We start from the raw sequence: 19,997 nt of genomic DNA, 5'->3' as shown, positions 1-19,997 counted from the left end.
CAGAAGCAAAATCGGAAGTTCTTGACTTTATAAAAGTTCCGATATATAATTAAGTGGAACTAATACTTCTGTTCTGATTCTCATTATAGCATTTTCCAGAAGTTTGTCAACAAATAATCGGAAGTTACGAATAAATATTTTTTGAAAGGAAGGACAGTACCATGACATTTGGAGAAAAAATTAAAGAAGCTCGTTTGGCTATGAACCTATCTCAAACGGAGCTTGCCCAGATGACCGGCATTTCCGAAAGATCCCTTTACACCTATGAGCAGCTCGGAACACTCCCCAGAAAAAGCAACATCAGAAAACTTGCTGAAGCGCTGCATATCTCTGTGTCCTATCTTTTGGATGAATCTGAAACGGACAGCCAGAGCCATATAGATCAGGATATGTTTATTTTAGAGGCAAAGGAAAACTTCGGTTCAAAGGGAGCAAAAGAAGCTCAGGAAGTGCTGGGTCGTGTAAATTCTCTGTTTGCCGGTGGAGAATTGGACGAGGACGCAAAAGATGTATTCTTCCAGGCGATTATGTCAGTTTATATGGACTCTAAGAAAACAGCACGGGAAAAGTACACTCCGAAGAAATACAGAAAGCATAAAGATAAAGAGTAAAATCCTCAAGCACAGAATATGTTTTCTGTGTGCGATTCGGAGGTGAAGCAAATGAAAACGGCAGAGCATATCATTGAAACTGTCGATAAGCTTGTGCGAAAATATCACACCAGAGACCCTTACGAACTATGTCAGCTGTTAGGTATCAAAATCCACTATTACGATTTACAGAAGAAATTGAAGGGCTTCTTCTATTACCAGTCCAGACAGAAGAATATCGTGATAGATCACAATGTGAACGGCATCCTGGAACGTATCTTAGTCGCACATGAATTAGGACACGCTGTCCTGCATACAAAAATCGCCATGATGCACGGCTTTCAAGAAATGGAAGTTTTTGATGATAGATCAATCGAAGAAAATGAAGCAAACTTTTTTGCGGCGGAGCTTCTGTTAGAAGATGGGGAAGTTCTGGAATGCCTTTCGGAACACACATTTTTTGAAACGGCTAAAATGCTCTATGTACCGGCAGCATTATTAGACTACAAATTCAGCCTGCTCCACGAAAAAGGAGAGCTGGTAAATTCGATGTATATTCGTAAAGCAGATTTCCTGAAAGAAGATCTTCATGCCTACGATAACGACATTAGTTATGGCGATATATGAATATCTATTTTTATATCTTTACAGAAAAAGTCCACCAGTACGATGCGCAGTGCATCATGACTGGTGGACTTTTTGTTTCTTAAAGGATCAGTATATTGTATTGCAACAAAAGAAACCCACAGCAGTTCACTCAGAACCGTCAATGGGCTTCTTTTTCATTATATCAATCAAGCTCCGCTTTTTTTATCATCTCTTGCTGGTCAATCAAGACATCAATCATCTTTCCTACGGTTATCAATGTTGTTACATTACACTTTTTCAGTTTTGCAGCAATCTCATCATCGATGATGCTGTCGCATTTTGCATATGGGGTATCCAGCAAAAAATAGTCAAAGTTCTTTTCCAAGACGAATGCCAGTTTTAGAAGCATTGCCAAAGAAACTTTCGTCTGTCCAACTTCAACATGGCTCATATGATTGTTCGAGCAACCAACCAACGCACCCAAGTCTGCTTGGCTGTATCCCTTCTCCTGGCGAGCAGCTTTAATGCGCTGACCGATTTTTATATAGTCAACTTCCGGTTGCATTTCAATCACCTCCATGCTGTGTATGATTCTGCTATACATTATAAAATGTACCAAAAATCTCAACAACCAACATTGGGTGCAAGTTGCATTTATAAATGCAATATGATAAAATTTTATAGGCAGATTGCATTAAATGATAGAATGAAAAGAACCCCAAGACGACAATATGAGCTATCTTGAGGTTCTTTAAAATAAAAAATTCGTAGAGTACATTACTCCACGAATCGCATTCTTCTCTGTTTTTTTTAATTTACATCTCTATTTTACAAGTTGTCGCACTGTTTGTCAATATGTTAGGGACATAAAACACGAGGTTTTGCGCAAAAATCCGTCTTAGGAAGTTCCAAAGTCACAATTTGCCGTCAGAATTATAGTCATATTGAAGGAGGTGTACCTTATGGCACGAAAAGGAGAAAATATTTACAAAAGGAAAGACGGCAGATGGGAAGGAAGATACATTAAGTCCCGATCTTCTACAGGCAAAGCCAATTACGGTTATGTTTATGCAAAATCATATCGAGAAGTCAAAGCAAAACTTATCAGTCAAAGTTCGTGCACGAGTAATTCTGTCACTGTCGATCCAGAAATTAGCTCAGATCAATTTGAACAGGTTGCTATGGAATGGTTTCAAGCTATATGTCCTAAAGTGAAAGAATCTACAAGCAACAAATATAGGAATCTTCTCAACTCGTATATACTTCCTGTGTTCGGAAGCAAACAATTGCGTGATATAACACACGAGTTTATTGAAACGCAGTGTAATTTTTTCCTTGTTTCTGGTGGATTAAAGGAGAATGGACTTTCCTCTAAAACTGTTTCAGATATTTTATCTCTAATTCGAAATATCTTACAATTTGCCACCCGAAACGGGAAAGCCATTTCTTGTGACGCACGATCTATACAGATAAAACGTCAAACGAAGGAAATGAGAGTTTTGAGTCGTGCTGAACAGGAAAAATTATGCCAATACTTGTATTCTAATCTTGATTCCTGCAATATTGGTATATTAGTATGTTTATTCACTGGTCTCAGAGTAGGTGAAATTTGTGCGTTGCGATGGGAAGATGTTTCATTCTCAGATTACACAATCCATGTGCATCAAACGCTCCAGAGAATCCAAGATAGAACCAACAGTGAATGCAAGACAAGGATTGTTGTTACCACACCCAAAAGTGCTTGCTCCATCCGTACTATTCCAGTACCCCATGGCTTAATGACTATTCTTACAGCACACAAAGCTTCTTCTACTGGCTACATTCTAACCAATAGCGATCAGAATCCATTAGAACCAAGAACCATGCAAAATCATTTCAAGAAGGTATTGAAAAACAGCGGAATCAACTCCGCAAATTATCACTCGTTACGTCATACATTTGCTACAAGGTGCATAGAGCTTGGATTCGATGTAAAAAGTCTCAGCGAGATATTGGGTCATGCCAGCGTGAATATTACAATGAATCGCTATGTACACCCATCCATGGATTTAAAAAAAGAAAATATGCAACGGCTTTCTGATTTATTAGCCGTCAAATAAATTGTCAACACCGTCAAATAATGCTGAGTTTTCAGTGTTTGGCGGTGTTTTTTCGTGGAGTAATGTACTCTACGAAAGAGTATACCCAGGAGGAGATTTATTGATTCAATTTGTAGGGCGAGATGCTTATAAGCAGTTTTGGAATTTTAGTAAAGATGAGAAAGAGAACTTGGCCACTCAATTGGCGATTGAGTTACCCGCACTCAGAGGAAAAGTTGGTGCATCACAAGAAGAAATTGCTTCGGCTGTTGGTATTTCACGACAAACTTATAGTGCCTACGAAAATCGGACACGCCCAATTCCATGGAGTTTATATCTAGCACTATTGTTTTATTTTGATTACATTCCAAGTACACATTATATGATTCGCCAGCTTGAATTATTCCCAAATGAATTAGACGAATGTTGGTTAGCTGGTAGAGTTTTTATTGAGGAAGAAAAATGAGCGAATAGTCACAGCAAATAAAAAGGGATATTACATGAACAAAAATATAAAATATTCTCAAAACTTTTTAACGAGTGAAAAAGTACTCAACCAAATAATAAAACAATTGAATTTAAAAGAAACCGATACCGTTTACGAAATTGGAACAGGTAAAGGGCATTTAACGACGAAACTGGCTAAAATAAGTAAACAGGTAACGTCTATTGAATTAGACAGTCATCTATTCAACTTATCGTCAGAAAAATTAAAACTGAATACTCGTGTCACTTTAATTCACCAAGATATTCTACAGTTTCAATTCCCTAACAAACAGAGGTATAAAATTGTTGGGAGTATTCCTTACCATTTAAGCACACAAATTATTAAAAAAGTGGTTTTTGAAAGCCATGCGTCTGACATCTATCTGATTGTTGAAGAAGGATTCTACAAGCGTACCTTGGATATTCACCGAACACTAGGGTTGCTCTTGCACACTCAAGTCTCGATTCAGCAATTGCTTAAGCTGCCAGCGGAATGCTTTCATCCTAAACCAAAAGTAAACAGTGTCTTAATAAAACTTACCCGCCATACCACAGATGTTCCAGATAAATATTGGAAGCTATATACGTACTTTGTTTCAAAATGGGTCAATCGAGAATATCGTCAACTGTTTACTAAAAATCAGTTTCATCAAGCAATGAAACACGCCAAAGTAAACAATTTAAGTACCGTTACTTATGAGCAAGTATTGTCTATTTTTAATAGTTATCTATTATTTAACGGGAGGAAATAATTAAACTATGTTTTGAACCATGAATTAAATAAAAATGACTCTCAATTATTGGAAGTCAATTTATTAAACCAATTAAAGCTTGCAAAACGTGTAAATCTTTTTGATTATTCTTTAGAAGAATTACAAGCCGTTCATGAGTATTGGCGGTCAATGAATCGTTACTCAAAACAAGTTTTGAATAAAGAGAAAGTGGCTTAATATGGCAAATATAGTCAATTTTACTGACAAACAGTTTGAGAATCGCTTAAATGATAATTTAGAAGAATTGGTTCAAGTAAAAAAGCGGTTGAATCGCCAACCGCTTTTTTACTTGGTGGGCAATCAGGGTCAGGGAAAACCAGTTTGCGAAGAAGATGATTGAGCAGGCAGGAACAAAGTGATAAATTCAAATTGTGAGGGAAAATACAGATGAATCAAGGAAGAATTATTGTGATTACAGGCTCACCGGGGACAGGAAAAACAACAACTGCGTCAATTGTCGCAAAGGAATCAGATATGGATAAATCAGTGCATATGCACACCGATGACTTTTTTCATTACTTAAGCAAAGGCGCAATACCACCACATTTGCCAGAATCCAACAAGCAAAATCTGGTTGTCATTGAAGCCTTTTTAGAAGCTGCAAAGCGATATGCTCGTGGCGGATATGATGTAATTGTAGATGGGATTGTCGGGCCATGGTTTTTGGAGCCATGGAAAGCTCTTGCCCAAGAAGATTACGAGGTACACTATATTGTATTAAGAGCGAGTAAAAAAGAAACTATGAAGCGAGCTGTGGAACGCTCAAAATTAGATAGAAAAACAAATATTGAATTAGTGGAAACAATGTGGGAGCAATTTTCCGGTTTGGGGATATATGAATCAAATGTCATAGACACAACTACATTCACAATTAAAGATACGGTTTCCGCAATAAAAGAAAGAGTTGCATGTGGGACGTCTTTACTATCTTAGACATTCCCATTTGTCAGGAAGATAGCAAAGCCAGCCGAGCCAGTCAACGGTCAAGATGAACGGCGCATTTCATGCGCCGCCGTTGACAGTCACGCCCGTCTTTGCTAAAAAGTAATCAAGGCGGGAAAGCCCTAAAATGGCTTCCCGCCCATTTCAATTTTTAGAAAAGAAACGCTCCAAAATCAGAAAGAGAGCGTCCAAGCACTTTGAGGGATTGGCCGCCTTGTCCACCCATTCAGCGGGACAGCGGGCGGAGGTCAAGGCCGGGTGTAAACCCGTTCATTTCAGCTTAGAAACCCTTCATAAAACGGGCTTATTTAGCGATATAAGGCTTTATAATAGAGAAGGAGTGAAACTTCTATTCAAGTTTAGAAACGCCTTCCATTAGTCCGAAAGAGACCTTAGAAAGAGAATTAAATCGTAAAGTATCAGGGAAAGAAATTCAACCGACTTTGGAGAGAATAGAGCAAAAAATGGTTCAAAATCAACACCAAGAAACCCCTGAATTTAAAGCAATTCAACAAAAATTGGAAAGCTTGCAGCTACCTACACCACCAATACCCAAAACACCTAAACTTCCAGGACTTTAAACCTTAAAAAAGGAAAAGAGTAGTTACCAAAAAACGGTAACTACTCTTTTTTTATAAAAACCTTTCCTCATGTTTGAAAAGCTGATCGAGAAATAAAGCACACAACGGTATTCTTTCTTTTTTCAGTTGGTACATTTTGCAGTCTGTAACGTGTCATTTACTGTTTGTTACCTTAACATATCCAGTCGAAAACACAAGGGTATATAAACGAGCAAGCTCGCCCTTGTGTTTTCTTTGTGTCTATGTTGCGTTCTCGTCACAGCAAACGACACGAACACACTGGCGAAAATGAACCAACAAAACGAAAAAAGAAAGGAGCGTATACTTCACAGACGGTGTTAAGGATACTTACCAGATGAAACCGTACATTGCACCGACCGCTGCTGAGTTGGAACAATTTCTTTCCTCTCTAAATTAAATCTTGCCGAAGCAGTGATGTGTCAGACTTTCCTGACACATCGCCGCTTTGCACTTCACAAAATCCGCTGCCAGGAGGTGATGAAATGAGTATGGTAAATGCTGACTCCGTTCAGCTATTCGCAATGCTGAAAAAAATGCAGGATTCCATTTCCTCCATCGAAACTACCAAAAAATCTGTAAAGATGAAATATGAACAGTTAGGTGCTGGATGGCAAGATAAAAAATACAACGAGTTGGGCGTGGTTGTAAGAGACTGCAACAAGGCTCTCAATGACATATTGGTAATTATGCTTCAAGCAGAAAAATATGTGGCTTTACTCGCCAAGAGCCTTAGTGAATACGAAAGTGTTCAACTAGGATCTACAAATGGAATATCTGCAAGCACACCTCAGACCAGTAGTTTTGCTGTTACACCATCAAGTGCAGATACAACCACCTTTGAGTCAAATACCTTTGGTTCTAATCTTGCATTTGTTCAAGACAGACTATCAGCTGAACGATATTTTTCCCGTGGAAATCACTATGAAGAATATCGAGATTATTGGGAGAACGGGAACTATACCTTTTCTCGAAATGAAAATCCAGAACTCGTATACGTTAGAGCAAGGGATATTGAAGGAGTTTATCTCAGTGACCGAGAACTTGGGAACCCGGAAGGATTTTGGACACGGAATGGTCGAGAGGGATGGTCGAGAGAAAACATTCTAAGGCGAGCTTCGCACATCCAAGATGTTCGTCAAAATACTGAGTCAGGAATGTCTTTGGATGAGCTTTCACAAAACCCAGTGTTAGATGATACCATTCGTAGCTATTACAATAATCCTGTCCAGGTTGCGCAGGTAGGTTCTTATTATGTATTTCAGAGTGATGGGCGACATCGAACACTTGCAGCTCAATCGCTTGATACATATATCCCGGTTTTAGTAACAGGTAGCTACACTCGAAATGATTAACAAATGAGGAGGTGAGTGTTTGAGCAACGTAAATGCTGATGCAACTCAATTACTGACAATACTGAAAAATATGCGGACCTCCATTTCTTCTATCGAAACTACAAGAAGTTCTGTGAAGATGAAATATCAGCAATTGGGAATTGGATGGAATGACAAGAAGTACGATGAGCTGGGAACTATCGTAAAAGATTGCAACAAAGCCCTGAATGATATTTTACAGATTATGCTTCAGGCCGAAAAATACGTTGCTTCACTTGCCAAAAGTGTACAAGAATATGATAATGTTAATTTGGACACTCCTTCTGCACGAAATTCTTTCCTCCAGGGTCTGCAAACACCTAATGTTGGTAATTCGTCTTATCAGTATTGCCTTGGCGTGCTAACCCAAGGTAGCACACCAGACGGATATATCGCTGTTATATCACAACGCCATGAAAATGCAGAGCAGAATGTCAGAGAAGTGTTTGACCATTTCGCTGGTAAACTGATGATACAAGATTCTGAATATCCACCGGATCAGACAGCACATTACTCACCGGGAAATTATATAGGGCATTCACGAGGAGTCTACTACAATGCAGCTTCTGATATGACAAATCCAAGAGGTGCAGGAACAACTTATTTCCACGAGCTTGCTCACATGATCGACCATGCTTCGTGCAACTATCGGAGCAATCTATCCAATACTCCAGAATTTGCTGAGGCACTGGTTGAGGACGGACAAAGAATCCTGAGCTTATATAACAATCTTCCAGTGGAAAAGCAAACTGCTTTTCTGACCCGTATTAGGCAGGATTCAGCTCACTCCTTCTCGGACTTAATTGATGCGACAACAAATGGTCAATTGCACGGAAATTATGGTCACTCAAGGAACTATTGGACGAGACCGGGCAATCTACAAGCAGAAGCCTTTGCCCACTTTTTTGAAGCGTCTATGGGAGACCAAGGCAAATTAGAGCTATTAGCAAATTTCTTTCCTACAGCGTTTGGTATTTTTTCTTCAATGATTGATTCTATTAGACCAGATAATCATGTTAGGGTCTTGAGCAGAGAAAGGTAGGTGCATACAATGGACAAAAACAAGAGCGTTGCAGATTTTATGAATAGCTTCCTTAATACACCTGAACCGAAAATTGATAATGAGTATTATGAAATCGAAGAACAGTATTTTCGGCAATTCGGTCATGGTGTCCCAAGGGAAATGTTGCCTGATAGCATTTCAACGGAACAAATTAAACAAGCCATGAAAAAATGCATTCTTTCCAAAAAGGATAATCTCTTTGAACTATTAGGCATCATTATCAACGATAATTATTTATATTAAGAAAAGGAACGACGACATGGATGAAGACAACATTATAACTTTGAATGATGAGAATGGGAACGAAGTTGAATTTGAATTTCTTGACTTAATACCGTATCGCCAGAACGAATATGTTGTCCTGCTTCCTATTGGAGATTCGGATGGGCAAGTTGTTATTTTGCAGCTGAAAGAAATTGACGATGAAACAGAAGAATATGTTGGTGTTGAAAACGAATTTGTGTTAGAGACTGTCTTTGCTCTGTTCAAAGAGCGAAACAAAGATTTCTTTACATTTGAGTAATTAAACAATGCAAGCTCAAACCAACAACACGATAAAAGGGGGGTGCATTATGGATATTTGGCATCGTGTAGGCAGAATTGTTCGCTTCTCAAACTTAGGAACTCTTCTGTTCTTTACTCTTAATATTCTGCTGATTGTTGCTGTGTTCGGTTCGTCAGGAAGCATTGTTGAACTGATTTGTATTTACTTTTTCACAGTAGCTATCAGCTTATCCCCATTAGGCGAAATGTGCCTGGCTGCCTTCGCAGGAGCAAGCGATATAAAAAGAGTAGATATAAAACTTCGAGTTGTCCCGCTGGTTCAATATGTTTTAGATAAAGCAAAAGAGAACACATCATACTGTCCTAAAAAAGTGAAAGTGAAGATTATCCATGATCCTGCTCCAAATGCATTTGCTCTAGGTAGGCAAACACTATGCATAACTGACGGATTGCTTTTACTCTCCGATGATATGATACTTGGAATTCTCGCCCATGAGATCGGACATCTCTCATACGGACATACTGTTATCCAATTATTGATTGGCGGGGGCAATATATTTATATCCGGGTGCCTCCTGTTAATCAAAATATCCTACTGGATTTTTTCTGCAATCATGGGGCTGTTCGCAATATGCTCTCGTAGTGGTGTAATGGGTATAATTACCGCAGTTTTCGCAGGAATATCAACAGCACTTTCTTGGTTATGGGTAAAGTTCTGTATGCTTTTTCTGATGTGGTCTATGAGACAAAATGAGTATCTGGCTGATGAATTTGCTTATAAAATTGGTTTTGGTCTTGAATTAGCGACGGTATTAGACCAACATATCTCAGATGTTCCGCATGATGGTTTTCTCAGTGCAATATACTCAACTCATCCATGCAACGATGATAGGGTTGCAGCATTGCAAAATTTAGGTGTACCCTATTCTCGATACTAAATTCATAATCTCACAAATTGGCAAGCAGTGTAAACCTGTACAGGTTCACTCATTTTCTCGATTTTCCCTTCGGTGCAATCTTCGCAAATTTGCTTGTTGGGGAAGCATCCCCAATCCCCTTTGAACATCATCTGCCGATGATGGCTACACGATTTTCAATCGTTTCTCAAAGAACAGTAGAATAAAAATTTGCCCATGGTTGAAAGCACCGAAATCGAAAAGCAAAAAAGCAGCCACGATCCGCACCCTTTGGGGAGTGCAGACCGTGGCTTTTTGCTTTAACGGAAGTTCTTCTTTTCCTCTTTCTCTTTCTCTTTTTCCTGCTCTTTCTGCCTGTCGATATTCAAAATCGTTTCAACCGTCCGTTTGGCAATCAGCAGTTCTTCTTTCTCTTTTCTGATCTGACGGTACTCAGCGTAGTCCTGCTTTTTCTGGACTGCCAGCTGATGAAACTCCTCATACAATGATTGCATGGACGGGAGCTTTGTAATCTGCAATTCATCAAAGGCTTGCTTCGCCGCTTTATGAATTGTGATTTCCTGACGGTGTTCTTCAAAGAATTTTTTGCTATATCCAGACTTGCGGTACTCGATATAAATTTGCCTTGTGTTGCGATAATTTTTGATGTGCTGCTGCAACGCCTGAACCTCAACCATACGTTTCTCTGCGACCTTGATAGAATCAGAAAGCGCATCGAACCGGGCAGACAGATTTTCAATATGAGCAGTCAGATCGTCGTAGTTGCCCAAGCCTTTTTCTTTCAGTAGGATTACCGTTCGGGCAGCTTCTTTTCGGTTGAACTTCTTCGCCCACTTTTCATAACCGACCGTCTTGCCCTCGGCCATCTTTGCCTGAATATCAATCAGCATCTGGAACTGCTTCGGGGCAGGAGCCTTGGCAGAGCCGCCTTTTGATTTGTGCAGGTTCTTGCCGGAGATAACCGCTTGAATTTCCTCTTTGCTATATCCTTCGCCCAGGGAACGCAGCCGAATGAAACGCTTCTGATTCTCGCCCTTGAACGCAGGCTGCTTTCCATCCTTGAACTCAAATCCCATGTCAGCCAGAGCCTGAACAAAGCCATCAAAGCTCTTTGGTTTCTGCTTCAGCACCGCATCAATCGCATCACATAATTCGTCACGCTGGGTACGCTTCTTGGGATAAACAGTTCTTTTCTGGCGCTCCCGATACGGCTTCGGTGTAATAATGGACAGCCCGTGTTCCAGGCAAACCATATCACTGAGTCTTTGCACCGCCAGACCGGAAAGAAAGAAGTTTTTGAATTTCCGTGTGGCATCCAGCGAGGTCGAATTATAAATGATATGATTGTGAATGTGGGATTTGTCGATGTGGGTCGCAACGATGAAAGCGTGTTTTCCCTTTGTCCATCGCATCGCTGTTTCATAGCCGACTTGGTTCGCTTCTTCCGGGGTGATTTCTCCCGGCTTAAAGGACTGGCGTATCTGGTATGCGATGATATTGTTCTTCTGCTGTCTGCCGGTAATATGCTGATACTGCCGTTTGGAAAGCAGAAATTCCTCATCTGCTGTCTTTGGATCACACTCATAGGAACTGATAAATTCGCCATCATTGGTTTTTGCGGCATTTTGTGAGTAGTCGGTTCTGTCTGCCAAACATTGAGCGACCGTCTTTCCCTTATTCACATGGAGTGCAATCAATCTTGTCGCTGCCATTCCCATCACTTCCTTCCCAAAAAGAAAAAGCCACCGGTCGGTGACTTTTCTCTGATATTATCTTATGACCTGATAAATGCTCCCAGACTTTCTCCAATATTCTCGACTTTCATAACAGCCCAGACGAGCAAGAACACCGCTGCTATTGTCGCAATTCCAAGAACCACAAGAATAAGCAGGGACTGCCACAAAGCCTTTACAATGCAGTAAATCGCAGATCCGCCAATGACCAAGAGCAATAAACCAATTACATAGGACACAACATTTGTAAGCAGATTTCCAAGAATGCAAATCACTTTTACAACGAACAGCACCGGCAGTGCCAATATCTTCAATACCAGCTTCATAGGCTCAACCCCTTTCTTTTAATTATATTGTACAAGGGTATCTGCCATAACGCAATGATGTCAACCCTTATGTAAAAGCCGCAGCCGAAACTGCGACTTCCCAACAAGTTGTCGGATTACTGGATTGAGGACAGGCGAACAAGAACTTCTCTCATGTCCGTCCAGATCTCCTCCAGCCGTTTTTGCAAATCCTCAATGTCAGCACGATAGATGCTGCCTGTTTCGTTCGCTCGCTTTGCGTACTGGTTCAGGTTGTTGGAGCAGATTCGCAGGAGCGAAACCAGGGCTTTCACATCCTGCAAATCCAGTCTGATACAGTAACCATCCAGAGCCATTTTCCGCAGATAGGCTCCCATGCTGCGGATGCCAAGCTCGTCCATCTTCTCATGGATTCGCTCGACCTCCTCCTTGGATGCAAGGAAATGAACATCCTGATCTCGCTTTGCCATTACAACACCTCCTCACGGGTTTCAGAGTATTTTGCAGGCGGGATATGCTCCGCTTTGGATTTCAGATCAGCCAACACAGAAGGACGCTCTGACTCGCTTCTTTCGTCACGATTTTCCACAGAGTCCTCCATATTCAGGGCTGCATCCAGTTCTGCCAGTCGCTGACTTTTGGCTGTCAGCTCTGCTTCCTGCGGGAACGGTTTTCCAACCTCCGCCTTGGCTGCTTCCTGCTGATTGTAGAGATTATTCAACTGCTCATTGGCTCGTTCTAAGCGCTCAAGGATGCCTGCAAGGGCATTGTCCAGTCGGGTGATATTTCCTCGTGCGTCCGTTCCAAGGGCTACTCTGTGGCTCACAGCGCCCTTCAGGGTCACATCGAACTCGTTCCGGAAACTGTCAAACGAAAGCTCCATCTGAAAGCCACGGTAACTGCCAAGAGGAACCGGATCGGCACTTTTCGTGTCCTTACAAGCCGCAAGGAGGATTTCACCGGCATCTGCCTTTTCGGTGTAGGCTTTGCCCATGATTTCCATGCCGCAAAAGCCATCGGCAATCTGCGGGTGTGCTTCCACGGTTTTAATATCAGCTTCAAAGCCATGAATATAGCCTGTCTGCTTTTCAATCTCAGCCGGGAAGTATTTCAGAAGCTTATCTTCCATACGGTACTGCTGGCTCTGGTGGTCAGCTTTCAGCACCTTCAGCCTTGCCACATCAATGTCCAAGTCCATCTTTTCCTTGATAAGCGGATTGCCGGCACACAGCGCCTTGATCTCCGCATAGGACAGCGCCTGCTCATCCACATCGTCACAGGAGCGAACCGGTGATTTGGAGGTCATAATCTGAGAAATAAACTTCTGCTTGTTTTCCAAGGTCTGATACAGGTAGGCATCGAAGGTTCCCTCGGTCACATACTGATACACCTGAACCTCTTTGTTCCGGTTGCCCTGACGGATGATACGACCGTTTCTCTGGGTCATATCAGACGGACGCCAACCCACATCCAAGTGGTGAACTGCCACCAATTTGTCCTGGACGTTGGTTCCTGCACCCATCTTTTGCGTACTGCCAAGAAGCACTCGCACCTGCCCGGTACGAACCTTGGCAAAGAGGTCTTTTTTCTTTGCCTCGGTATCTGCATCATGGATAAAGGCAACTTCTTCCGCAGGCACACCGTTTGCAATCAGCTTGGTTTTGACATCATCATAGACATTGAAGGTTCCATCATTTTTCGGTGTGCTAAGGTCGCAGAACACCAACTGGGTCAATTTGTCAGCCTGACCGTCCTGCCAGATACGCAGGATATTTCCCACGCAGGCATTGAGCTTGCTGTCAGGGTCATCGGGTAACAGGGTGTTCATTAGCCGCTGATCCAGTCCCAATTTTCGTCCGTCGCTGGTAATCTTGAGCATATTATCGACGGACGGGTCTACAATACCGGCATGAACATCTGCTGCTCTCTCTGAAAGGGAAGCCACCATATCCTTCTGGTACTCAGAGGGCTGAACCACAACCGTTTCAAACTTTGCTTCGGGAACAGGGAGATGCAACTGGTCAGAGGTCTTGATGTCGGCAACCTCCTTGAACATATTCATCAGTTCAGGCAGGTTGAAGAACTTCGCAAATCGGGTTCTGGCACGATAGCCGGTTCCCTCCGGTGCAAGCTCAATCGCAGTTGTTGTTTCTCCGAAGGTCGATGCCCAGGAATCAAAATGGGTCAGGTTCTTTTGCTGGAGCGTACTGTACTGGAGATAGCGCATGACCGTATAAAGCTCGGTCATCGAGTTACTTACTGGAGTACCGGTTGCAAAGATCACACCACGCCCGCCGGTCAGCTCATCCATATAGCGGCACTTCATAAACATATCCGAAGATTTCTGGGCTTCGGAGGTGGACAGACCTGCCACATTTCGCATTTTTGTGTAGAGGAACAAATTCTTGAACGCATGGCTTTCGTCCACAAACAGCCGGTCTACACCCAACTGCTCAAAGGTAATGACATCATCTTTCTTGTCAGCGGCAAGGAGCTTGTCCAGTCTGGCTTCCAATGATTTTCGTGTTTTCTCCATCTGCTTGATCGTGAAGTTTTCGCCACGCTGCCATTTCAGCTCCGCAATCGCACCCTCGATCTCATCAATCTGCTCCCGCAGCTGCCGTTCCTGTCGTTCGGCAGAAAGCGGGATTTTTTCAAACTGGCTGTGACCGATGATGACTGCATCATAGTCACCCGTTGCGATACGAGCGCAGAACTTCTTACGGTTTGCTGTTTCAAAATCCTTCTTGGTGGCAACAAGGAGCTTGGCACTCGGATAGAGGTGCAGGAACTCGTTTGCCCACTGTAAGGTCAAGTGATTCGGCACAACGAACAGGGATTTCTGGCTCAATCCAAGCCGTTTACTCTCCATAGCCGATGCAGCCATCTCGAAGGTCTTGCCCGCACCAACTTCGTGTGCAAGCAGCGTATTTCCACCATATAGCACATGAGCGATAGCATTTCTCTGGTGTTCACGGAGGGTAATATCCGGGTTCATGCCGCCGAAACGGATATGAGAGCCATCATACTCACGAGGTCTGGTGGAGTTAAAAAGTTCGTTGTACTTGGTGGAAAGGGTTTCTCGTCTGTGCGGATCTCTCCAAATCCAATCTCGGAACGCATCCTTGATTGCCTGCTGTTTCTGCTGTGCCAGGGTAGTTTCTTTTTTATTGAGGACACGCTTCTGCTTACCATCTGCATCTTCAATCGTATCATAGATACGAATATCCTTCAGATTCAGCGTTTCCTCCAGAATCCGATATGCGTTGGCTCGCTCTGTACCGTAGGTGACATACGCCGCCACATCGTTGTAGTTGGGAGAACTCTTACCGTTGATGCGCCACTCTGCGGTCAGCTCGGAGAACTTGACCTCAATGGAACGGCGCAAGTAATACGGCGTTTCAAAGGTTTCCTCCATGAACTGCTGAATATAATCGGCATCAATCCATGTTGCACCCAAACGCACATCAATCTCGGACGCATCCAAGTCCTTCGGCTGTGCTTTCTGCAAGGCTTCCACATTGATGTGGAAGGAAGAATCCCTGTCTGCCGCCATCTGTGCGACACGCAGCTTGCTTCTTACATCACCGGAAAGGTAATCATCGGCAGTCTGCCATCCAACTTCCACAGCATCGGGAGCCATCGGGTCTTTGAAGATCACCCCTCGAAGCTCTGCCTGAATCGCATCGTATTCTCCAGGTGTTCCAAGCAGCTGTGCCATAAACGGCAAATCCACCTTGCCACGCTCACCGATAGAGATTGCCAGAGCTTCGGACGGCGTATCCACGCTCGTCACTCTGCGTTCCGGCTTGATGGTTCGCTTGGTGAACATATCCGCCTTGCTTTTCAGATTGCCGTCCTCATCCACATTTTCCAGAGAACACAGGAGATAGTAGGAGGAATCGTCAGCAAATGCCTGACCATTGGCTCGATTATTGATAAGCCCGTTCTTTGCGGCAAACGCATCGTAGGCATCATTCAGTTCTGCCTGTTTCTGAGTAATCATTTCATCCGGGTAATCCTCAAGCTGATATTCGATCAGCTCGTTGACGATACCACGAAGTTCCACCATGCCCATCACACGGTCTTTTGCTTTCTCATTCAGGTCTACACGGCGCATCAGGGAGTTTTCACGGAAGTACACATTGCCATCCACCACGGTATAAGAGAAATTCTTTACATCCGGGGTTGCAGGAATGGTTTCGATTTCCTTACCCTTGTCAGCTTCGGGAAGCTCCACAGCCTGATAGGTTCCTTGGATGTGGGAAACTGCTTCTTTCAGAAGTTCGGACAGTTCCATGCCCTCAATGGGACGCACTGTAATGTCCATGCCGTAGGCGGTACTTTCTTCCACCGTATCGCCCAGAACCATTTCAGGATGAGCGACAAAGTAGCTGTTCATGGTGTGTCCTTCTTCGGTGCGGTCAAGGTTTACCCATTCCGGTACAATGTCAATCGGATGGTCACGCTTTTGCAGGAACAGGATGTCGGACACGACTTCCGTGCCTGCGTTTTTCTTAAAGGCATCGTTTGGCAGACGGATTGCACCAAGCAGTTCCGCCCTCTGCGCCATATATCGCCTTGCGTCAGAGTTCTTGGAATCCATGGTGTAACGGCTTGTCACAAAAGCGACCACACCACCGGGACGAACCTGATCCAAAGCCTTGGCAAAGAAATAGTTGTGAATGGAGAATCCCAGCTTGTCATACGGCTTGTCGGACACTTTGTAGTTGCCGAAAGGGACATTACCCACAGCCAGATCGTAAAAGTCTCGGCGGTCTGTCGTTTCAAAACCGGCTACTTTGATTTCTGCGTTGGGATAGAGCTTCTGAGCAATTCTGCCGGTGATGGAATCCAGTTCCACACCATACAAACGGCTGCTCTGCATTTCAGGAGGGAGCATACCAAAGAAGTTGCCGATACCCATAGCAGGCTCCAGAATATTTCCTGTTTCAAAGCCCATCTGTCCGACCGCATCGTAGATGGAGCGAATGACCGTAGGGCTGGTGTAATGTGCGTTCAGGGTGGAAGCTCTTGCCGCAGCATATTCATCTTCGGAAAGCAGGTTTTTCAGTGTCTGATACTCCTTCGCCCAATTTCCCTTGTCCGGGTCAAAGGCATCTGCCAGACCGCCCCAACCGACATAATTCGACAAAATCTCCTGTTCTTCGGTAGTGGCGTTCCTGTTCTCGCTTTCCAGTTTGAACAGAGTTTCAATGGCTGCGATGTTTCTTGCGAATTTCTGCTTCGGTCCACCTTCACCGATGTTGTCATCCGTGATGTGGAAGTTCACCGCAGGAACAGGTGGGATTTCTCTGGTGGTGATGGACTGCTCAAGCTGAGCGATAATGTCCATGACTTCGGCATTCTGCCATCCGTCCACCTGGGCATAATCCTGAATGATGGTGTCCTTTCCATCTACGCACTGTACGAAGTCCAGACTACCCGGCAGATCTCTGGTATTCATTGCACCCAGGGCTTTTCTCTGCGTGTCAGGAAGTGCATAGTAGGCTCGCAGGGCATCATCAAAGGAACTGTATTCCTTGATGTCCAGCGCACCCCGCTTCTGAATGTCCTCGGCAACATAAAAATGATCGATGAAGTGTTCCGGTTCCTGCTGTTCGGGTTCCGCACTGGCTCTGACCTGTGCGTGTGCCTTTTCGTCAGGGTAGTCCCCATAGATACGGATGCACTTATGCTCCTGCTGATCGTAAACGGCAGCACCATCGTACTTGAATCCGTCATCCTCCATGGTTCCGTCCACATAGCCCTGGGCAGCTTTTTCCGCTTCTTCCAGAGTGTAGTAGTCCAGTTTATCATCGAAGCCGTTTTCAAAGTGATGGTAGGCGGCAACCAGATAGCGGGGAGCCATGCGCTCCTCGTAGCTGTTAATCATCTCAGGTGTCAGCCATTCTGGTTTGTCGGGAATCATTTCATACAGCTCACGCATCTTGGCAATCTGTGCATGGCGGTTGCCTGCCCACAGATGCTTTTCGCTGTGCTGTCCTGCACCAAGGAAGTATTCGCAGTCCATACGCAGACGGTCTAACAGCTGATACTCAGGGGTGTAGTCCCTCGGTTCGGTTTTGCCCAGAAAATCCTCTGTAACGGGCTTTTCTTCGGTTTGGGCATCAACCCTTACCGCATGGTTTCTTTCGTCCTGAGAGAGCATACGCTCGAAATTCTCACGATTCTCGGCACGGAAGATGGGATAAGCAAGCGTAGGGTCACGCAGCTGAACTTCTCTGTCCGTGATCTGCTCCACACGGAAAGCTGTATCGTCCAGATATACCGTGTCACCGACCTGATAATTCCATTTCGGTTCCTCGGAAGCAGATGCTTCCACAACTTCGGCAGGCTCTGCCACAGGCGCTTCTGGCTGAACCGACTCCATCGCAGCTACGGACTGACGAACTTCCTCCAAATAGTCATTGGCAAGCCATTCGTCCGTGAAGTATTCCGTAACGCCTTCCGGGTCTACATAGTAGTCATCGGTCTGATTATCCCAGATCGCATACTCGCCATCCTCGGTATCAATCACTGCGAAACGGTCATAAACATCTTCCAACGGATCAGTTTTAGCTTCTTCGATAGCCTGTCGTTCCGCTTCTTCCTCCGGGCTGAGGTAGCGTCCCTTTCGTATCAGACCGTCGATTCTCTGCACCACCTGCGCCCAGGACATCTGCAATTTATCGCAACCGCTCTTGGTGTAAGCAACACCCTTGGCATCGTGATCCTGACCGCTGTGCGTTGCACCAGAGCAGGCATGGGAATGACCACCGGTTCCGTATTCATGCTTCAGGAAGTCCATCTTTTCCTTGGCAGAATGATTCTCCTGCCAGTAGTTATAAATACGGGCTTTACCACCGGAAAAGCCGCTTCCACGGGTCAAGTCTGCATTGACTTCATCATCCGTAATGAACTGGCGGACAAGGGGCATCTGCATCATATCGGTCTGATACTCACGCAAAGGCATATTCAACTCATACAGCTGTTTCTGAATGAGATTCAGCTTGTGATAGTGAAAACGAAGCAGATCGGGATTTTCCGCAAGGGTTTTTCTAAATTCCGAATACTGCTGTACCAAGGTTGCGTGGAAACGAGGGTCATCCAACTTTTCAGCCAAGTCTGCGGTTTCGTCAGGGAAACCACGAAACGGTTCCTGATGAAGAATTGCCAGATAGTTGCTGGAACGGGCTTCTTCACTCAAATCGTGATAAAGATGCCACAGGGATTCTGCCAACTTCTGACGCTCATATCCGGATGCTTCTACCAGTTCCACATTAGTTGCGAACCGACCATTTTCAAGCAGTTCTCCAATGCGCTCGGCAACCGTTTCCCAAGAAACGATCTGCGCTCTGGGGCTGTCAATGGCAGAGGAACCTTTGGCAAGGTGGATACCGTCCTCGGCATACCACGCACAGATATTCCCGCTATCTTCTTTCAGACCATAGCCGCCGTGATAGACCTGCTTTAAGGTCTGAACGATTTCTTCCAACGGCTTCTGCTTCATATATTCCAGCGCTACGACTTTTCGGGCTTCATCGGTATTGCTACCAAGCAGAAGGAAGTGGTCGATTTCTTCCTGGGCAAAAGAAAAAGCAGAGGGCGTAAAGCTCTCTGCTCGGTCGATAAAACTGATTTGTTCATTTTCGGAGAGGAAAAGGTTCAGACTCAGCTGTTGATAAGCTCCGTCATCACGACTTCCTCCGCCTGTGCTTTCAGGCTGTTCATGTGCTGCACCCACGCCATCTGCTGCGTTTCCTTGTCCGGTGCGGGGCTGTCCTTCAGGTACTGCTCCATCAGAAACTCCACTCTGGCTTTCGCTGTTTCCTCGATCTCCCACAGGTGCGGGAACAGGCTCTCCGTCAGAATCATGTCGTTCAGGAGCATCGGATTGTTCTGTTCCAAAAATGCTCGACGCATCCTGCCGTACTTGCCCAGAGGTTTCTCTCCCTCGTTCTCCAACTGAAGGTTCGGAATCTGATAATCTCCGGCCTGTCTGTAAGTCATCTCGCTCATAATCTGTACTCCTTTCGGTAGCTT

17 protein-coding genes and 3 pseudogenes are annotated in these 19,997 nt (G+C 44.2%); 14 read left to right on the top strand and 6 right to left on the bottom strand.

The genetic code is table 11. The features are described from left to right. Window positions 1-161 precede the first annotated feature (161 nt). Both DWY84_RS06170 and DWY84_RS06165 read left to right on the top strand, forming a co-directional pair. Entirely contained in the window at window positions 162-611 is a 450-nt protein-coding gene (locus DWY84_RS06170) for a helix-turn-helix transcriptional regulator (protein ID WP_002304411.1), read from the top strand. 51 nt (window positions 612-662) lie between these two features. Beyond that, window positions 663-1,217 (top strand): ImmA/IrrE family metallo-endopeptidase, encoded by a 555-nt coding sequence (locus tag DWY84_RS06165; protein ID WP_110437429.1) that lies wholly within the window; start codon window positions 663-665, stop codon window positions 1,215-1,217. Between the two features lie 163 nt (window positions 1,218-1,380). On the opposite strand, the gene DWY84_RS06160 is transcribed toward DWY84_RS06165, so the two are convergent. Next, window positions 1,381-1,743, bottom strand: a complete 363-nt coding sequence (locus tag DWY84_RS06160) for a helix-turn-helix transcriptional regulator (protein ID WP_233503293.1) — start codon at window positions 1,741-1,743, stop codon at window positions 1,381-1,383. A gap of 397 nt (window positions 1,744-2,140) precedes the next feature. Between DWY84_RS06160 and DWY84_RS06155 the strand changes: the two genes are divergently transcribed. From DWY84_RS06155 to DWY84_RS06090, 12 genes and pseudogenes are all read left to right on the top strand, one after another. Beyond that, window positions 2,141-3,277 carry a site-specific integrase gene (locus DWY84_RS06155; RefSeq protein ID WP_110437427.1) on the top strand — a complete coding sequence of 379 codons (1,137 nt, stop codon included), beginning with the start codon at window positions 2,141-2,143 and terminating at the stop codon, window positions 3,275-3,277. 100 nt (window positions 3,278-3,377) lie between these two features. Then, a complete protein-coding gene (locus DWY84_RS06150) occupies window positions 3,378-3,722 on the top strand; it encodes a helix-turn-helix transcriptional regulator (RefSeq protein ID WP_198957774.1) in 345 nt (114 codons plus the stop codon). 4 nt (window positions 3,723-3,726) lie between these two features. Beyond that, the gene (gene erm(B) / locus DWY84_RS06145; RefSeq protein ID WP_279220316.1) at window positions 3,727-4,494 is read left to right on the top strand and encodes a 23S rRNA (adenine(2058)-N(6))-methyltransferase Erm(B); all 768 of its coding nucleotides are present in this window, start codon (window positions 3,727-3,729) and stop codon (window positions 4,492-4,494) included. Further along, window positions 4,495-4,692, top strand: a pseudogene (locus DWY84_RS06140) (antitoxin); the annotation flags it as partial. 1 nt (window position 4,693) lies between these two features. Next, window positions 4,694-4,842 (top strand): annotated as a pseudogene (locus DWY84_RS18050) (zeta toxin family protein); the annotation flags it as partial. Window positions 4,843-4,902: 60 nt separating this feature from the next. Next, window positions 4,903-5,448, top strand: a complete 546-nt coding sequence (locus DWY84_RS06130; RefSeq protein ID WP_002304402.1) for an AAA family ATPase — start codon at window positions 4,903-4,905, stop codon at window positions 5,446-5,448. Window positions 5,449-5,734: 286 nt separating this feature from the next. Further along, window positions 5,735-6,038, top strand: a pseudogene (locus DWY84_RS18045) (toxin zeta); the annotation flags it as partial. Between the two features lie 503 nt (window positions 6,039-6,541). Further along, the gene (locus DWY84_RS06110; RefSeq protein WP_002578944.1) at window positions 6,542-7,411 is read left to right on the top strand and encodes a hypothetical protein; all 870 of its coding nucleotides are present in this window, start codon (window positions 6,542-6,544) and stop codon (window positions 7,409-7,411) included. A 19-nt stretch (window positions 7,412-7,430) separates the two neighbouring features. Beyond that, window positions 7,431-8,471: a hypothetical protein gene (locus DWY84_RS06105; RefSeq protein ID WP_002304399.1), complete on the top strand. Its 1,041-nt coding sequence runs from the start codon at window positions 7,431-7,433 to the stop codon at window positions 8,469-8,471. Between the two features lie 9 nt (window positions 8,472-8,480). Beyond that, window positions 8,481-8,735 (top strand): hypothetical protein, encoded by a 255-nt coding sequence (locus DWY84_RS06100; RefSeq protein ID WP_002588965.1) that lies wholly within the window; start codon window positions 8,481-8,483, stop codon window positions 8,733-8,735. 16 nt (window positions 8,736-8,751) lie between these two features. Next, window positions 8,752-9,015, top strand: a complete 264-nt coding sequence (locus DWY84_RS06095; RefSeq protein ID WP_002304397.1) for a DUF1292 domain-containing protein — start codon at window positions 8,752-8,754, stop codon at window positions 9,013-9,015. 49 nt (window positions 9,016-9,064) lie between these two features. Beyond that, entirely contained in the window at window positions 9,065-9,934 is an 870-nt protein-coding gene (locus DWY84_RS06090) for a zinc metalloprotease HtpX (protein ID WP_002588966.1), read from the top strand. 278 nt (window positions 9,935-10,212) lie between these two features. On the opposite strand, the gene DWY84_RS06085 is transcribed toward DWY84_RS06090, so the two are convergent. The 5 genes from DWY84_RS06085 to DWY84_RS17715 form a co-directional block, all read right to left on the bottom strand. Beyond that, window positions 10,213-11,625: a relaxase/mobilization nuclease domain-containing protein gene (locus tag DWY84_RS06085; protein WP_002578945.1), complete on the bottom strand. Its 1,413-nt coding sequence runs from the start codon at window positions 11,623-11,625 to the stop codon at window positions 10,213-10,215. 62 nt (window positions 11,626-11,687) lie between these two features. Further along, window positions 11,688-11,972, bottom strand: coding sequence for a hypothetical protein (locus tag DWY84_RS06080; RefSeq protein WP_002578946.1), 285 nt, complete (start codon window positions 11,970-11,972; stop codon window positions 11,688-11,690). 116 nt (window positions 11,973-12,088) lie between these two features. Further along, window positions 12,089-12,421 carry a plasmid mobilization relaxosome protein MobC gene (gene mobC / locus DWY84_RS06075; RefSeq protein WP_002578947.1) on the bottom strand — a complete coding sequence of 111 codons (333 nt, stop codon included), beginning with the start codon at window positions 12,419-12,421 and terminating at the stop codon, window positions 12,089-12,091. Beyond that, window positions 12,421-18,123, bottom strand: coding sequence for an LPD11 domain-containing protein (locus DWY84_RS06070; protein ID WP_223385287.1), 5,703 nt, complete (start codon window positions 18,121-18,123; stop codon window positions 12,421-12,423). The genes mobC and DWY84_RS06070 overlap by 1 nt, the downstream gene beginning before the upstream one ends. A gap of 1,502 nt (window positions 18,124-19,625) precedes the next feature. Then, on the bottom strand, window positions 19,626-19,964 hold the full coding sequence (locus DWY84_RS17715; RefSeq protein ID WP_118199520.1) for a TnpV protein: 339 nt from the start codon (window positions 19,962-19,964) through the stop codon (window positions 19,626-19,628). Between the last annotated feature and the right edge of the window lie 33 nt (window positions 19,965-19,997).

Origin of the sequence: Clostridium sp. AF27-2AA (assembly GCF_003478505.1) — a bacterium.
Classification (GTDB): Bacteria; Bacillota; Clostridia; order Lachnospirales; family Lachnospiraceae; genus Brotaphodocola.
This window is presented reverse-complemented; position numbering and strand designations above follow the sequence as displayed.

Bases quoted from the DNA above. Each gene is read 5' to 3' on its own strand.
- DWY84_RS06170 (WP_002304411.1), top strand. From the start codon at position 162: ATGACATTTGGAGAAAAAATTAAAGAAGCTCGTTTGGCTATGAACCTA.
- DWY84_RS06165 (WP_110437429.1), top strand. From the start codon at position 663: ATGAAAACGGCAGAGCATATCATTGAAACTGTCGATAAGCTTGTGCGA.
- DWY84_RS06160 (WP_233503293.1), bottom strand. From the start codon at position 1,743: ATGCAACCGGAAGTTGACTATATAAAAATCGGTCAGCGCATTAAAGCT.
- DWY84_RS06155 (WP_110437427.1), top strand. From the start codon at position 2,141: ATGGCACGAAAAGGAGAAAATATTTACAAAAGGAAAGACGGCAGATGG.
- DWY84_RS06130 (WP_002304402.1), top strand. From the start codon at position 4,903: ATGAATCAAGGAAGAATTATTGTGATTACAGGCTCACCGGGGACAGGA.
- DWY84_RS06110 (WP_002578944.1), top strand. From the start codon at position 6,542: ATGAGTATGGTAAATGCTGACTCCGTTCAGCTATTCGCAATGCTGAAA.
- DWY84_RS06100 (WP_002588965.1), top strand. From the start codon at position 8,481: ATGGACAAAAACAAGAGCGTTGCAGATTTTATGAATAGCTTCCTTAAT.
- DWY84_RS06095 (WP_002304397.1), top strand. From the start codon at position 8,752: ATGGATGAAGACAACATTATAACTTTGAATGATGAGAATGGGAACGAA.
- DWY84_RS06090 (WP_002588966.1), top strand. From the start codon at position 9,065: ATGGATATTTGGCATCGTGTAGGCAGAATTGTTCGCTTCTCAAACTTA.
- DWY84_RS06085 (WP_002578945.1), bottom strand. From the start codon at position 11,625: ATGGCAGCGACAAGATTGATTGCACTCCATGTGAATAAGGGAAAGACG.
- DWY84_RS06080 (WP_002578946.1), bottom strand. From the start codon at position 11,972: ATGAAGCTGGTATTGAAGATATTGGCACTGCCGGTGCTGTTCGTTGTA.
- mobC (WP_002578947.1), bottom strand. From the start codon at position 12,421: ATGGCAAAGCGAGATCAGGATGTTCATTTCCTTGCATCCAAGGAGGAG.
- DWY84_RS06070 (WP_223385287.1), bottom strand. From the start codon at position 18,123: ATGCTCTCTCAGGACGAAAGAAACCATGCGGTAAGGGTTGATGCCCAA.
- DWY84_RS17715 (WP_118199520.1), bottom strand. From the start codon at position 19,964: ATGACTTACAGACAGGCCGGAGATTATCAGATTCCGAACCTTCAGTTG.